Source organism: Pseudalkalibacillus sp. Hm43, assembly GCF_054170705.1.
This window is the reverse complement of the sequence record NZ_CM135129.1, coordinates 3,486,590-3,502,437: the sequence shown is the minus strand read 5'-3', so window position 1 is coordinate 3,502,437 and position 15,848 is coordinate 3,486,590. Positions and strand designations below refer to the sequence as shown.

General features: G+C 44.8%; 12 protein-coding genes and 1 other annotated feature. All 12 genes read right to left on the bottom strand.

The features are described 5' to 3' along the window. Positions 1 to 200: 200 nt before the first annotated feature. The 12 genes from thrS (ACXQIQ_RS18165) to polA all read right to left on the bottom strand — a co-directional run bounded on the left by thrS (ACXQIQ_RS18165) (position 201) and on the right by polA (position 15,553). Positions 201 to 2,135 carry a threonine--tRNA ligase gene (gene thrS, locus ACXQIQ_RS18165; protein ID WP_439300975.1) on the bottom strand — a complete coding sequence of 645 codons (1,935 nt, stop codon included), beginning with the start codon at positions 2,133 to 2,135 and terminating at the stop codon, positions 201 to 203. After that, positions 2,128 to 4,074, bottom strand: a complete 1,947-nt coding sequence (gene thrS, locus ACXQIQ_RS18160; protein ID WP_439300976.1) for a threonine--tRNA ligase — start codon at positions 4,072 to 4,074, stop codon at positions 2,128 to 2,130. Before thrS (ACXQIQ_RS18160) ends, thrS (ACXQIQ_RS18165) begins: the two co-directional genes overlap by 8 nt. A 60-nt stretch (positions 4,075 to 4,134) precedes the next feature. Further along, positions 4,135 to 4,369 (bottom strand) — a binding site (T-box leader). Between the two features lie 64 nt (positions 4,370 to 4,433). Then, entirely contained in the window at positions 4,434 to 5,303 is an 870-nt protein-coding gene (gene ytxC, locus ACXQIQ_RS18155; protein WP_439300977.1) for a sporulation protein YtxC, read from the bottom strand. Between the two features lie 98 nt (positions 5,304 to 5,401). Beyond that, the gene (gene dnaI, locus ACXQIQ_RS18150; RefSeq protein ID WP_439300978.1) at positions 5,402 to 6,337 is read right to left on the bottom strand and encodes a primosomal protein DnaI; all 936 of its coding nucleotides are present in this window, start codon (positions 6,335 to 6,337) and stop codon (positions 5,402 to 5,404) included. A gap of 12 nt (positions 6,338 to 6,349) precedes the next feature. Beyond that, positions 6,350 to 7,732, bottom strand: coding sequence for a replication initiation and membrane attachment family protein (locus ACXQIQ_RS18145; RefSeq protein ID WP_439300979.1), 1,383 nt, complete (start codon positions 7,730 to 7,732; stop codon positions 6,350 to 6,352). Between the two features lie 151 nt (positions 7,733 to 7,883). Next, complete coding sequence (gene nrdR, locus ACXQIQ_RS18140; RefSeq protein WP_439300980.1) at positions 7,884 to 8,345, bottom strand: transcriptional regulator NrdR; 462 nt, start codon at positions 8,343 to 8,345, stop codon at positions 7,884 to 7,886. Between the two features lie 194 nt (positions 8,346 to 8,539). After that, positions 8,540 to 8,920 carry an adenosylmethionine decarboxylase gene (speD, locus tag ACXQIQ_RS18135; protein ID WP_439300981.1) on the bottom strand — a complete coding sequence of 127 codons (381 nt, stop codon included), beginning with the start codon at positions 8,918 to 8,920 and terminating at the stop codon, positions 8,540 to 8,542. 596 nt (positions 8,921 to 9,516) lie between these two features. Further along, positions 9,517 to 10,560 carry a glyceraldehyde-3-phosphate dehydrogenase gene (locus ACXQIQ_RS18130; protein WP_439300982.1) on the bottom strand — a complete coding sequence of 348 codons (1,044 nt, stop codon included), beginning with the start codon at positions 10,558 to 10,560 and terminating at the stop codon, positions 9,517 to 9,519. A 162-nt stretch (positions 10,561 to 10,722) separates the two neighbouring features. Continuing rightward, positions 10,723 to 11,259, bottom strand: a complete 537-nt coding sequence (coaE, locus tag ACXQIQ_RS18125; RefSeq protein WP_458026129.1) for a dephospho-CoA kinase — start codon at positions 11,257 to 11,259, stop codon at positions 10,723 to 10,725. A 65-nt stretch (positions 11,260 to 11,324) separates the two neighbouring features. Continuing rightward, the gene (gene ytaF, locus ACXQIQ_RS18120; protein ID WP_439300984.1) at positions 11,325 to 11,969 is read right to left on the bottom strand and encodes a sporulation membrane protein YtaF; all 645 of its coding nucleotides are present in this window, start codon (positions 11,967 to 11,969) and stop codon (positions 11,325 to 11,327) included. Between the two features lie 85 nt (positions 11,970 to 12,054). After that, positions 12,055 to 12,879 (bottom strand): DNA-formamidopyrimidine glycosylase, encoded by an 825-nt coding sequence (gene mutM / locus ACXQIQ_RS18115; RefSeq protein ID WP_439300985.1) that lies wholly within the window; start codon positions 12,877 to 12,879, stop codon positions 12,055 to 12,057. A 37-nt stretch (positions 12,880 to 12,916) separates the two neighbouring features. Continuing rightward, positions 12,917 to 15,553, bottom strand: a complete 2,637-nt coding sequence (gene polA / locus ACXQIQ_RS18110; protein WP_439300986.1) for a DNA polymerase I — start codon at positions 15,551 to 15,553, stop codon at positions 12,917 to 12,919. Positions 15,554 to 15,848 lie beyond the last annotated feature (295 nt).

Genomic DNA, 15,848 nt, shown 5'->3' with positions numbered 1-15,848 from the left:
ACCTTTATAGCATATCTCATCTTTCCGATTATTTCAAGAGGAATTTTTCTAAGATTCAACCCTTCACTGACCTATATAGACGATTTTTGGTACAAAAATCTTCCGAATGGCATTGAATCCAGGTCAGCTTGGGGAACTCAGCACTATTTTACTAACAAAAAAAGACGCTCCATTCATGGAACGTCTCTCCAACTTAAAACTTAGCTATGCTCGATTTCAGTGAGCAGCTTCTCTTTAAAGCTCTCGAATGAAACCGTTTCGGAATCCTGTTCACCATACTTACGTACGTTCACAGCATTGGATTCGATCTCTTGATCACCGACAACGAGCATGTAAGGAATCTTCTTCATTTGCGCTTCACGGATCTTGTATCCGATCTTCTCTTCACGAGAATCGACTTCAACGCGGATTCCGCTCGCCTTCAGCTCTTCGTTCACTTTGTAAGCATAGTCCATGTGAACAGAAGAAACCGGGATGATTTTTGCCTGGACGGGAGCCAACCATGTCGGTAGGGCACCTTTGTATTCCTCGATCAAGAATGCGACGAAACGTTCCATTGTGGATACGACTCCACGGTGGATGACGACCGGACGATGATCCTGACCATCGCTTCCTTTGTACGTAAGGTCAAAGCGCTCAGGCAAGTGGAAGTCAAGCTGTACAGTGGATAGCGTTTCTTCTTTACCGAGTGCTGTCTTCACCTGAACATCCAGCTTAGGACCATAGAACGCCGCTTCACCTTCAGCTTCTACATAGTTCAAGTCCATGTCTTCCATCGTTTCTTTCAGCAATGCTTGTGCTTTTTCCCACATTTCATCATTATCGACGTACTTCTCTTTATCCGCAGGGTCACGGTAAGAGAGACGGAACTTGTAATCGTTGATGCCGAAGTCTTTATACACCTTCTGAACCAACTGTACCACTCGGATGAACTCTTCCTTCAACTGATCCGGTCGGACGAAAATGTGCGCATCATTCAACGTCATGGAACGGACACGTTGTAACCCAGCAAGCGCTCCGGACATTTCATGACGGTGCATCGTACCGAGTTCAGCGATACGGACCGGCAGATCACGATAACTGTGCATCGCATTTTTATAAATCATCATATGGTGCGGGCAGTTCATCGGTCGCAACACGAGCTGCTCATTTTCCATTTCGATTGCAGGATACATGTCTTCCTGATAGTGATCCCAGTGACCTGAAGTTTTGTAAAGCTCGACACTACCAAGGTGTGGTGTGTAGACGTGGTCATAACCAAGCTTCACTTCTGTGTCAACGATATAACGCTCAATCACGCGACGGATCGTTGCCCCTTTCGGAAGCCAGATCGGCAATCCTTGACCGACTTTTTGTGAAATCGTAAAGATCTCCAGCTCCTTACCAAGCTTACGGTGGTCACGTTCTTTCGCCTCTTCCAAGAAATGAAGGTGCTCTTCAAGCTCTGACTTCTTGTTGAACGCAGTCCCGTAGACACGCTGCAGCATTTGGTTGTCGCTATCTCCACGCCAGTACGCGCCTGAAATGTTCATCAGCTTGAATATTTTCAGCTTGCTTGTTTGGGGAACATGCACCCCACGGCAAAGGTCGAAAAACTCACCTTGATGATAGAACGTGATCGGCTGACCTTCCGGAATCGACTCAACGAGTTCCACCTTCAACTCATCGCCCATCTCTTTGTAACGGCGGATGGCTTCTTCCCGGCTGACCTCTTCACGTGTAATTTCAAGGTTTTCGTCCACGATCTTTTTCATTTCTTTTTCAATCACAGGAAAATCTTCTTCTGTTAAACGGTGCTCCATATCGATGTCATAGTAGAAGCCGTTTTCGATGACCGGACCGACACCGAGCTGAATCTTTTCATCTTTATATACACGCTTGATCGCTTGAGCCATCAAGTGAGCCGTACTATGACGGAGTATTTCAAGACCTTCCTCAGAATCCGGCATGACGATCGTAATCGCTCCGTCACGCTCGATTGGTTGACGAAGATCAAGCACTTGATCGTCAAGCTTTCCAGCAATGGCTTTCTTTTTCAAACCAGGGCTGATGGAAGCAGCAATTTCTTCAGTTGTTACACCTTTATCAAATTCTTTAACAGCTCCATCTGGAAACGTAATGTTCACTTTAGACATGGTTCACACTCCTATGTTCTTCTATCTTTTTTGTATGAATATCATTTAAGACTTCACTTATGAATGCTTCAATCGAGTACGTATTCGATTCATCCACACTGTACTTTCTCACATTGACCGCTTGCTGTTCAACCTCTTGGTCACCGACAACGATCGTATACGGAACCTTCTTCATCTGGGCTTCACGGATTTTGTAACCGAGCTTTTCTTCCCTCAGATCGAGCTCAACGCGAATCTGTTCATCCTTCAACCTTTGAGAGAGCTCCTTCGCATATCCTTCATGGACATGAGAAACTGGTAAAATTTTGACCTGCACGGGAGCGAGCCAAGTTGGGAAAGCACCTGCGAAATGTTCGATGAGGATTCCGAAGAACCGGTCAATCGAGCCGAACACAGCCCGGTGGATGACGACAGGCCTTACCTTGTCGTTGTTTTCATCGATGTAAGTGAGATCGAATTTCTCCGGCATCTGAAAATCGAGTTGAATCGTTGCGCATTGATGACTTCGCTTCAAGGCATCCCGGATGTGAAAATCGATTTTCGGACCGTAAAACGCACCATCTCCTTCATTCAAGGAATAGTCGATTCCTAAATCGAAAAGCACGTTTTTCAGCGCACCTTCCGCCTGATCCCACAAATCATCACTCCCCATCGAGTCGTCCGGTCGAGTGGATAGCTCGACACTGTACTCGAATCCAAACGCTGAGTAGATCTCGTCAATCAGAGCAAAGACTGACTTGATTTCTCCCTCTATCTGTTCAGGTGTTACGAAAATGTGTGCATCGTCCTGACAGAACGTCCGCACCCGAATCATTCCGTTCAAGGCACCGCTGTATTCGTGGCGATGAACTTGACCGAACTCCGCCATCCGGATCGGCAAATCTCGATAAGATCGGAGCGAGTTTTTAAAGATCAGCATATGCCCCGGGCAATTCATTGGTTTCATCGCGAATTTCGTACTGTCCACTTCGGAAAAGTACATGTTCTCTTTGTAATGCTCCCAATGCCCCGACTTCTCCCAAAGCCGCTGATTCATCATCAACGGTGTGCGGACTTCGTCATAATCATTCCTCAGCTGCAAGGAACGGGAGAAGGCTTCCAGCTCATTTCGGATGAACTGACCATTCGGCAGGTAAAATGGCATGCCAGGTGCTTCTTCCGAGAACATGAACAACTCCAGCTCTTTACCAAGTTTACGATGGTCACGTGCTTTCGCTTCTTCCAGGAAATGAAGGTGTTCTTCGAGTTCGGCACTTTTGTTGAAAGCTGTACCGTACACCCTTTGCAGCATCTGATTGTCACTGTCCCCTCGCCAATAAGCACCTGAAATGTTCATCAGCTTGAACACCTTCAACTTGCTTGTTTGAGGAACGTGTACACCACGGCAAAGATCGAAGAATTCACCTTGCTGGTAAAACGTGATGGGTTCGCCTTCCGGTATCGCTCCAACAAGCTCTACCTTCAACTCATCTCCCGATTCTTCATATCGACGGATCGCTTCTTCTCGGTCTACTTCTTCCCGGATAATTTCTAAGTTCGCTTCGACAATCCGCTTCATTTCTTTTTCAATGGCCGGAAAATCTTCCTCTGTCAAACGGTGATCCATATCGATGTCATAATAAAATCCGTTTTCAACGACTGGACCGACACCGAGTTGGATCTTTTCCTCTTTAAAAACACGTTTGATCGCCTGAGCCATCAAGTGTGCTGTACTGTGACGAATGATTTCCAGGCCTTCCTCTGAATCCGGCATGATGATTTCCAACTTGCCGCTTTCATGGATCGGACGTCGGTAATCGATGAGTCGATCGTCCAGTTTTCCAGCGATGCCTTTCTTTCGCAACCCTGGACTGATGGAACCTGCGATCTCTTCGGTTGTAATGCCACTCTCATACGTTCGTCTGGACCCATCCGGAAAAATGATATCAATTTGTGCCATTCTAACTCCTCCTCATTACAACCTCAGATTTTTTAATAAATAAAAAACACCCGTCCCTAAGAAAGGGACGAGTGTTGTACTCGCGGTTCCACCCTCGTTCCGGATATGTACAAATACAAAAATCCGGCACTTGGAATCATGTAACGGTCATCTGCCGTCAACGGATACTTAGAAAGTTCCCCGTTGAAGTTCAGAGGTGGTAAGTCCTTTTGACGCGGTGAAGTGCTTTCAGCTAATGCCCTTCTCTCTGGTAACCCGTACTAGAAAAGACTCATGTCCTCATCGAAACTTTGGTATGGTTGTTTTGTTATGTAGTATTATATTCAGTTCACCAAAGAAAATCAAGCCCATTTTACAGATCATGAATTCTTATGTCGGACTTGGAAAGATTGATGAGGCAAGATGAGTACTTTTTCTTGGAAGATGTTCTGAATCGTCTGGTTCATGGACGAATCCGGATCATCTGTGTAGAGACAAATTTTCGAAGGTGCGATGACAATCAACAACTTCAGTAGATTGGATGCAATCAAATCATGGAAGGACTGTTGGTTTTCCTTCAACAAACCCGTGATATCTTCTTCAGTCAGTTCATAATTGTGCTGGTTGAACAACCGGAACTCATCTCTGTCGTGAATGAGATGTACCATGCTGAACAAAGAGACTCGCGCTTTTACGAATTGCCGTAACTGATGGATGAAATCCTGGTATTCCTGTTCAAGCTTGAACTCGTCGATTCCACATTCAATGTATTCCTGGAGTAGCTCCCGGTAAGGTTTCAATCGAAACTGCAGGAACGATTCATAGGAAAACATCATTTCACAATCAAAAAAGCTTTCCAACGCATCCACAATCACATCTTCCCGGTTGGGCAGACCACGAATTTTAGGAAGGTCCTCATGCTGTCCATCCATCAAAGCTTGGACAATCGATAGGATCTGCTGTTGTTCATCTTCATTTTCAAAGTAATACTGATGCTCTAAAATCCTGAGAATCCATCCGATTTCTCGTGTACGGATAATATGCTTCGCAAAAAAATTCAAAATCGTAGGTTTGACCATTTCACTAACCGGATCCCGAGGATTCATATCAATATTCAGGGCGTGATCTTCCGTATAATAGACCTTTACGGGAGTAGACCGGTTGGATATGCTTCGGTTGCTAATCAACTTTCTGACACGTCTATACAGGTAATGTCCTTCATTCTCATCTAGGAAATAGATCGTAACCAACCTTAATCCTCCTTGTCCACGTTCATTGCTACAATATATGAATGGAAAGGAAGATTATTCTAAAAGAAAAAGACCGCTCAACAGCGGTCTTCCTTTTCCTAAGTCATTCTACGGTTATCCCCGCTCAATTCGACTGGCGTCGTGAAATGGCGGATCCGCTCCATGATCCGTTTTGCTTTCAACTGCTCGATTCCTGCTTTTTGCGAGTAGGCGAGGTGTTCTTCCAGCTCGTCATAATCATAATTCGAAGTATAGCAGGTCGGTAGTTTTTCCATCATCCGATATTGGAGAATAGAGCCGAGCACTTCGTCCCGGACCCAGCTCGACATCGACTCAGCACCGATATCGTCTAGGACGAGGACAGGCGCCTTTTTGATCATGTCCAATTTTTCATCCAATGTTTGATCTCCGATGGCTGACTTCATCTCTCTGAAAAAGTCCGGCGTATACACGAGCATCGTTTGGATCTTTTTCTTGGCAAGGGCATTGGCGATTGCCCCCATCAAATAGGTTTTTCCGACGCCAAAGCTTCCATGAATGTATAAGCCCTTTGAATCGACATCCGGATTCGATACAGATTCCACAAACCTGGCAGCATTCAAGGTCGCTTTTTTCCGTTCCGGATCATTCTTATCGAACTGTTCGAACGTAGCCGAAAGGATATCCCTTGGTATGAAAAAGCTCTTGATCATCGATTGCAGCTTTTCCATTTCATCGTTCGCCACTTTGTTCGGACAGCGATTATAGGAGATGTCGATGATACTCCCGTTGATGAACAGTTCAGGCTCATACCCAGGAATCATGTTCTGACATTGCTTTACGCTCTTACAGCCTTCACAATTCTTCGATCCCTGTACATACTCGAGCAATCTAGGAAGGCTCCGTTCGATCATGTCATTCGTAATTTCGGGATGTTCTTGATGGAATGCTTTCCAATCGGGATGCGACAAGACTTTGCTTTTGACAGCCATCATCTGTTTTTGTACTTTCGTACGATCGGAAAACCCTTGCATTGAGTCAGATATGGATTTCATTTCGCGCACCCCCTATAATCCCTTTAAATATTCTTCTAACCATTTTTCTTCCGATTCGGTTACGTCTTCTTTCTCGTTAGCGGTCTTTTGACCATCCTGTTGTGGTTGTTGGTCATTCATCCACTTCGGCAATTTATCTTTACGGACATTGTTCGTGTTCCGCTGATAGTTTCGGTTCGGAGTCGATTTCTTTTGCTGTTTGTAAGCCTGATAGTTTTGATGCTCCGCCTTGGCAAGAGCCATCGCTTCTCGTACACTCGAAATCTTTTTCCGCTTCCACTGGCTAGCGATCTTCTCGACGTGGCTGTGGATGAGTTTCATATCATTCGTGTTGAGTACATAATCAATCAGCACATTGATGACCCCGACCGGCAGCTTCTGATCAAACATAATCGAATCGATCAAGCGTAAGTCTGCACTTGCAGCTCGTCCACCCTCACTGTATCTTTCCAAGAGCGCTCTCGGAGAAATCGATTCAAACGTCTGAATCATGATATCTTCTGGCGACTGTTCTTTGCGGTCCTCTTGTGCTTTTTGTGGTTCCTGTTTTCGTTCACTGAGGCGTGGCAATTGTCCCGGCTTTTCGATCTTGTACCAACGTTGTACCTCCTGCCGAAGTGCTTTTTCAGTTAGCTCATCGTCCCTGAAATAAGCCTGCTGCACGATACTGCTCATTTCGAGAGGCGTTATTTGATAGATGAATGCCAGCCGGTGGATTGCCTCTCGCATCTTTTCCGTTAAAACTTCAGAAGGAATGATGAAGCTGCTCAAGTCTTTCACGAGTGTGTCAAAGTCAAATTCATCATGAGAAAATCGAGGTGTGTTCCCTTTTTCATCCACTGGATTGTGCACAGCTGTTCCGGTGATTTCGGAATTCAGACCAGCACGGATTTCCGATTGGTGAAGGGAATGGAAAACTTCATTGAAACTTGCTGTCACCTCATCGAACGCTTCGAAACTCTTTTGTTGAGGTAAACAAATGCGCTTCTTGATTTCCAAGTACCGCTCTTTCCCTAAACGTCCATAAAGGTAGACGCTGAGTACATCGTCCTGGAAAAACTCCTCTGGCTTCGGCACTGGCTGCAGTTCATAGAGAAACGCTCGCTCATCATCAACGCTGCTTCGATATGTTTTCAGAAGACCGATCGCTTCAAGCTTTTTTCGTTCTTCGTATATGTGTTGTAGATTCATCTGAGTATGATTCATCAAACTGTGGTGTGATGAGTCCCCTGCAGAAAGTTCTCCAAACAAGGTCATATACAAGCTATATGCTCTGGCACCCACCAATGGTTGATACAAGAGCGTGATCACTTTCAAATCATCAAATTGGATACGGCTTCTGCTGCAAACCTCATATCGATCGACAGGCAGGATTTCCTTCCAATAATTACTCATTAAGCTTCACCTTATCTATCTTAAATAGTGTAAAAGTAAACTTGGCAAAGCCAAGCCTTCTGGCGAGGGCTGAGCCTTAGTTGCCCTAATATTTTAGAAAGTATTTATACTTCCTTTAAGTGAAAAAAAGAGCTTATCGTTGTTAAGCTCTTTACTCGTCCTCTTTTTTTAGAAGTTCTTTCAGTTCATCGATAAATACGTTGATATCCTTAAATTGTCTATAGACGGAAGCAAAACGGACATAGGCGACCTCATCGATATCAGCGAGATGATCCATCACCCGCTCACCGATATCTTTGCTTTGAATCTCAGAAACGCCATCGTTGCGCAAATCCTTTTCAACCGTATTGACCACTTCTTCCAGCCTCTCAAGTGGTACTGGACGCTTTTCACAAGCCTTGATCAATCCTCTCAGGATTTTGTCTCGGTTGAATTCTTCTCGTGTTCCTTCTTTCTTGACGACGACAAGTGGGATCTCCTCAACCGTTTCAAAGGTTGTGAATCGATAATTGCATGCTTCGCATTCCCGTCTGCGGCGAATGGATCGACCGCTATGTACAGGACGTGAGTCGAGCACCCTTGTTCCGTTGTTTTGACAATTTGGACACCTCATAAAAAAACCAACCCCATGATCGATGAACGAATTCTATGATAAAAACGTAAAATTCGCATTCGAGATTAAAAATATACCCTTTCTACCATGATATTAGAAAGGCTGGTGTCTGACAAGCTCTTTTCGTATAGGCGGCTTCAGCTCCATAATAAAAGGGTGTGCTCGATGCACACCCGTTTGCTTGTGTTGTTAAATTAATATGCAGATACTTTCTTCTGTCCTACTTTTACAGGACCCATTCCTCTTGGAAGTTCAAAGTTCTCTTTGGATGTTGCGCCTAACTGTTCTGCAATGTAGTTCGCAGCGACATTAGGGTCTAGATCTCCACACGTGTATACATCGATACTTGCATAACCATGCTCTGGAAAACTGTGTATGGTCAAGTGTGATTCAGATATGATGACGACTCCGCTTACACCATGTGGTGCAAATTTGTGAAAAGCTACCTCTCGGATCTCAGCACCCGACTTTAAAGCAGCTTCAACGAAAAGTTGTTCAACATATGGCATATTGTTCAACTTCTCAGAGTCACATCCCCATAATTCAGAAATCACATGACGTCCCATTGTATCCATTTGCATAGTCCCCCTTTGTTTTAATAATCATGCCTTCAAAAGCATGCGGAAATGGAAATTTACCACGGGGGAAAGTTAGTCCAAAGAGGTCCTAACCCTTTAAGTAGTATCCAGTTCCTAAATTTGCTTATAACTTGAAGTTCACGATGAACAGTATACTTCTTTTCCTACGTTTTTGCAAGAAATATTTTTACATCCTTCACCTCCATATATATGTACCCTTCCACTAGAAAAAGCATTGAAAACATGGACGTTGAACCTATTTTTGAGCCTAAGTTTTTATAGGATTAGAAAACTTCTAGGTTGAGGTCAAGCTGGGCATGGGAATGGGGAATCAGAGGGCGGGGATGTTTGGATTTAGTAGTACAATCGACTCAAAAAGCAAGACATACCTGTATTTCGGCAAAACAAGTATAGATTATGGCAAGATGTTCCTTCATTTTCGAGAGACAAACAGACATTTTGGCAAGAACAACTCCATAATTCGGGAAACTGACCAGAATTGCTTCTAAATTTTGCTCGCTTAACTCATTTTTCATCAAAATAAAAAGGATTGAACCAAAATCGGTTCAATCCTGACCCTTTTCTCGTTTATTTCAAACGGTTCCTAACACACTTTTGTTGTTGGATTCCGCCAATAAGTGTTGTGCAACTTTTTCAGTAAGATCTACGACGCGGCAAGAATAGCCCCACTCGTTATCATACCAAGCAAGTACTTTCACTTTACGACCTTCAATGACCATCGTAGACATCGCATCGATGATGGATGAATTTTCGTTACCGTTGAAGTCGATGGATACAAGTGGATCCGCACAGTATCCAAGAATGCCTTGCATTGAACCTTGCGAAGCACTTTCAAGCGCTTCATTCACACGCTCAACCGATACGTCCACTTTCAAATCGACGACTAAGTCGACAAGGGACACGTTCGGAGTCGGTACGCGAAGTGCCATTCCGTGAAGCTTGCCTTCAAGCTGAGGCATGACTTTTGCGATCGCTTTAGCAGCACCAGTGGAAGTCGGGATGATGGATTGGCCGCATGCACGCGCTCTACGCAAGTCTTTATGTGGGTTATCGATATTCTTTTGGTCGTTCGTATAGGCATGGACAGTCGTCATGACACCGTTTTCAATTCCAAACTGCTCATCTAGTACCTTCACAACAGGTGCAAGGCAGTTTGTTGTGCAGGATGCATTGGAAATGACATCGTGTTGGTCATGCTTGTAAGCGTCATCATTTACGCCCATGACAATCGTAATGTCTTCGTTTTTACCAGGAGCCGTGATGATGACTTTTTTCGCTCCAGCTTCCATGTGATAGCCAGCCGTTTCTTTGGAAGTGAACTTTCCAGTTGCTTCGATGACAATATCGACGTTCATTTCTTTCCATGGAAGTTGCTTAGGATCACGGTTGCTAAGAAGCTTCACTTCTTTACCGTCAACAACGAGCGCATCCTCTTTCGCTTCAACTTCAAGGTCATAAGTGCCATGAATGCTATCGTATTTGACCATATGCGCAAGTGTTTCAGAAGGATAACTTGCATTTATCGCAACGATTTCTAATTGATCATTTTTCATCGCTTTACGGAATACCATTCTTCCGATACGTCCAAATCCATTAATTGCTACTCTAGCTTTCATGATGAGATCCCTCCACTATTAAAGTGCTATACTTTTTTCTGAAAATCTAAAATTAGTATAACATATTGTATGTCAAAGGGAACACTAAATTTAACAAAAAGGAAAAAAAGAGGCCGACGCCCGGCCTCTTTCGTTCAATAAACTGTCATTATTGGGTTCTACCTATAGAATCGCCCATTTTGAGAAGATATGTAACAGCTGTTCTCTGCTCTCTTCAATCGTTCCATTGTTATCGATGATTTCATCTGCCCATTGTCTTTTGTCATCCAACGGAATTTGTGATCCGATACGAGACCGGGCTTCCTCTACTGTAGATTGATCCCTTTCAACCAACCGCTGGAGCTGGGTATCCGAACTTACAAACACAAGCAATGTCTTATCGACCAAGTGGGTCAATTTGCTTTCGAAAAGGAGAGGGATATCTAGCACAACATCCTTATGATGCTTCAGATGTTCATCCTTTTGAGCCATCATCTCTTTACGGACAGCAGGATGGACGATGCCGTTCAGTGTCTTTCGCTTTTCTTCATCGTTGAAAATGATCGCACCTAACTTTTTCCGGTCCAATGTACGGTTCTCGTCCAAAATTTCTTCACCAAAAGCTGCTACAATGTCTTCATATGCTTTTTCACCCGGCAAGACGACCTGCCGGGCGATCTGATCAGCATCTACTACAGGGATATCAAGCGATTGAATCATGCCTGAAACTGTACTCTTTCCGCTCGCAATCCCACCTGTCAATCCTACAATCAAACGTAAACACCTCACAATTTAAAAAAACCTAACACGATCAACATGATCCCTGGCAAAAAGCTGAAAAAACGCATGGTCGGTAAATTCGAAAGGATCTTTCCAACCTTCATGCCGGTAACGAGGAACATCGCACTCATCGTTGATACGAACAACGCGGTCTGCAGATGTGGAAATCCGAGCAAGGACGCACCGAGACCTGCTGCGAACGAATCCAATGAAAGGGCAAGCCCGAGCAACAAAGCTTCCAGTCCGGTAATCGTCCCGGAACGGTCGATATCCGCTGCATCCGGCGTCCTCAATATTTGGATGACGATCCCAAGTGAACGGATTTCCATGTTCCAGATGTACATCGAGTCAGCATCTGATTTCTTATCTGGTCGTTCCTCATTTTTCTTGAAAAATTGCCATAGGACGTAGAATCCTAAGCTGATTAACAATACACCGCCGATTTTCTCTGCGATGGCGGGAGATAAAAATGTACTGATGATGGATCCCAGGTTCATTGCTGCAAGCAGCATCATGGCAGAGCAAACCGCAATCAATATGATGGAGAATACTGTGATCTTCATCCGTCGAACGCCATAGGTGACACCGACGCCGAAACTGTCCATGCTGACAGCGATCGTTAACATCAAGAGAGCTACCCATCCTGTCACTTCTATACATCCTCCCCGAAATAACACTAGGATAGTATATGGCTGGGGCCCATCCGACGTACGCCGAATTCAGCATTTTATGATGTTACTTTTGACAGTTCGGACAGATATGAGTCCCTCTGCCTCCGACAACAATCCGTTCAATCTCACGACCGCAGTTCACACAAGGTTCTCCTTTTCTTGCATAGACGGCAAGCTTTTGCTGGAACATGCCCATGTCCCCTTGAGAGTTCACATACGATCGGATCGTACTACCTCCCTGGTCGACCGCTTCTTGTAGAGTGGCTACAATTGCCTGATGCAATTCCATCACTTGCTTTTTGCTCAAAGTTTTAGCGATCGTTTCGGGGTGAAGACCGATCCGGAATAGCGCTTCATCCACATAAATGTTGCCGAGCCCGACGAGTACTGCTTGATCGAGCAATGCTGGCTTGATTTTCCGTGATGTTTTCTGCAGCTTTTCCCAAAGCTCATCCGGATCGAACGCACCGTCCAATGGCTCAGGACCGAGTTGGACGAGCGGCTTATTCAATTCTTCCTCACCAATCGAATAAGCGTGCATGGTCCCGAACTTTCGAACGTCCCGATACCAGAGCTTCGATCCATCTGTAAAATGGAAGATCACATGGGTATGCTTATCCGGTTCCTCATCCCCTTCTACGTATACGTATCGTCCTTCCATTCGAAGGTGGGAAACAAGAACCACATCATCCAGTAAAATTTTCAGGAACTTACCACGACGGCCGATCGAATTGATTGTCTGACCTGAAAGGAGTGCATTGAACTCCTTCAGATCATCCGGATGTTTGACGATTTTGGGCCAACTGACGGTAACCTCTTCAATCGTTTTACCAAGCACGAGGTTTTCTAATGTTCTTCTGACGGTTTCAACTTCAGGTAATTCAGGCATTTCTGATTCTCCTTCATCCAACAACAGCTATCCAACTTTATTTGGAATCGTACCAGGTGTCTCCGTATGAGTAATCGACTTTCAATGGAACATCCAATTGAATGGCGTGCTCCATGACGTCTGGGACGATTTTTTCCAGCTTTTCGATTTCATCTTTTGGTGCTTCAAAGATCAATTCATCGTGTACTTGAAGCAGCATTCTCGTTTGTAGTTTCTCTTTTTCCAGACGCTTCGCCATCTCGACCATCGCTTTTTTGATGATATCGGCAGCCGACCCTTGGATCGGTGTGTTCATGGCGGTTCGTTCAGCAAAACTTCTCAGGTTGAAGTTACGGCTCGTAATCTCAGGCAGGTATCGACGTCGGTTCAACATCGTCGTGACGTACCCTTCCCGTTTCGCTTGCTGTACGATATCGTCCATGTACTGCTTGACACCAGGGAAGCTCTCCAAGTAACGCTCAATGAACTCTCCTGCTTCTTTACGTGTGATCCCGAGACTTTGCGACAGACCATAATCACTAATTCCGTATACGATTCCGAAATTGACTGCTTTCGCCTGTCTACGCATATCGGACGTCACTTCATCCTTATCGACATGGAAAACATCCATTGCTGTTTTCGTATGGACATCTTCTTCATTGTTGAACGCTTCCATCATTTTCTCGTCCTGTGCGATATGGGCGAGCACTCTCAGCTCGATTTGAGAATAATCTGCTGCGAAAATGACCCAATCCTTTTCAGACGGGATGAACGCTTGACGGATCTTACGTCCTGCTTCCAATCGGATCGGAATGTTCTGCAGGTTCGGATCGATCGAACTCAAACGGCCAGTTTGGGCTAGCGCTTGATTGAATCGAGTATGGATCTTTTCCGTATCACGACGGACGACCTTCAATAAGCCTTCAACATATGTTGAGTTCAATTTTCCTAACTGACGGTAGTAGAGGATTTCCTCGATGATTTCGTGCTTGTCCTTCAGCTTCTCCAAAACATCAGCTGAGGTGGAGTAGCCGGTTTTCGTTTTCTTGACTACAGGTAGCTGCAATTTCTCGAACAACACTTCTCCCAATTGTTTCGGAGAGTTGATGTTGAATTCAGTTCCAGCGAGTTTATAAATTTTACTCTCAATGTCTTTGAGCTGTTCGTTCAGGTCTTTGCCCATCTTTTCGAGGCGATCGACATCCACTTGTACACCTTGCTCCTCCATCTCACCCAATACGATGGAAAGCGGCATCTCAAGGTCATAGAAAAGTGTCTCTAGCTCATTTTTTTTCAAGCTCTCTTGTAACTGCGGCACAATCTCACGTAAAACGTGGGCTTTGCGTACGATGTGCTCGCTCAACGCATCCTGTTCAGGTACCTTTTGTTTCGCACCTTTTCCATAGACCGTCTCATTGCTGGAAACCCCCTTCACTCCCAAGCGGTTGGCAATAGAGGCGATATCGTGAGACGAATCAGATGGATTCAACAAGTAACTTGCGATGAGTGCATCGAATTTCACACCGTTCAGCTTGGTGCCTTTCCACGCAAGGGATACTGTCGCTTGTTTCGCATCTGGTAGATATTTGACGACCGATTCATCTTCAAGCCACTCCTTAAGGGCTTCAGACTCAAGAGCCACTTCAGTCGGAATGAAATACTTCCCTTTTTCAGAAACGATACCTACCCCGAGGATGTCTCCGTTATGATAGTTTTCCTCGAGACATTCGACGACGACAGCAGCTTCAGAGCCGAAGTCTGCATCCTTTACTTCCTCGAGGATTTCATAGTCGATGTCTTCGGTCGGCGTATCCGCTTCTTCAGCCGCTTCACTGTCTACCCGTTCCAGCAAGGAGTTAAATCCAAGTTCTTTAAATAACTCGATCACCTTTGCTGACACTTCGTTTTTGTATCCGCACTTGTCCAGTTCCACGTCAATCGGCGCATCCACTTCAATTGTCGCTAGCTGCTTGCTCATTTCTGCCTGGTCTTTATGTTCCTCAAGCTTCTCTTTTAACTTTTTACCGGACACTTGGTCGATGGATTCGAGCACATTCTCGACCGTTCCAAATTCTTTTAGAAGCTTGATCGCTGTTTTCTCACCGACTCCAGGTACGCCTGGGATGTTGTCCGAGCTATCCCCCATGAGTCCTTTCATATCGATGATCTGTTCAGGCTTCAATCCGTAGCGCTCTTCCACAAGATCGAGGTCATATGTATCAACATCAGAGATTCCTTTTCTCGTGAGGGCGACTTTTACATGATCATCTACCAGTTGTAAAAGGTCCTTGTCACCCGTGATGACTTTGACTTCCCATTCCTTGGAGTCCGTATGCTTGGACAACGTCCCGATAATGTCATCCGCTTCATAATTTTCTAGTTGATAGCGCTTGATTTCAAACGCATCGAGCAGCTCGCGAATCAGCGGGAACTGTTCCGAAAGCTCGGGTGGTGTCTTTTGGCGTCCGCCTTTATATTCTCCGTACGTTTTATGGCGGAATGTCGTTTTACCAGCGTCAAAAGCGACCAAGATGTGGCTCGGCGCTTCGTCTTCAAGTACTTTCAACAACATGGTCGTGAATCCGTACACCGCGTTCGTGTACACACCTTTGTCATTGTTCAAGAGCGGTAATGCGAAGAACGCGCGATATGCAATACTATTTCCATCAATTAAAACGAGTTTCTTTTTGCCCATTCCATTTCCTCCTCGTTAAACACTAGCTACATTTTATCATGTTTACATTTAGAAGGGAAAAATGCACAACAGTGCGTTGAACTTCTCGCTGAGGAGCTTCAGATGTGATAGTGGGGCGTAGTAAGAAAGACTCGAATAACAAAACATATGCTGGTTTTTGCAAAACGGTTTGCTTTTTTTCTAAAACGAGGGGCAATTTTTGTAAAACATCACACTAATTTTGTAAAACTAAGCACAGTTTTTCCAAGACCGACCACCAAATTGGATACTTTCACTATAAAAACACTCCCAAAAT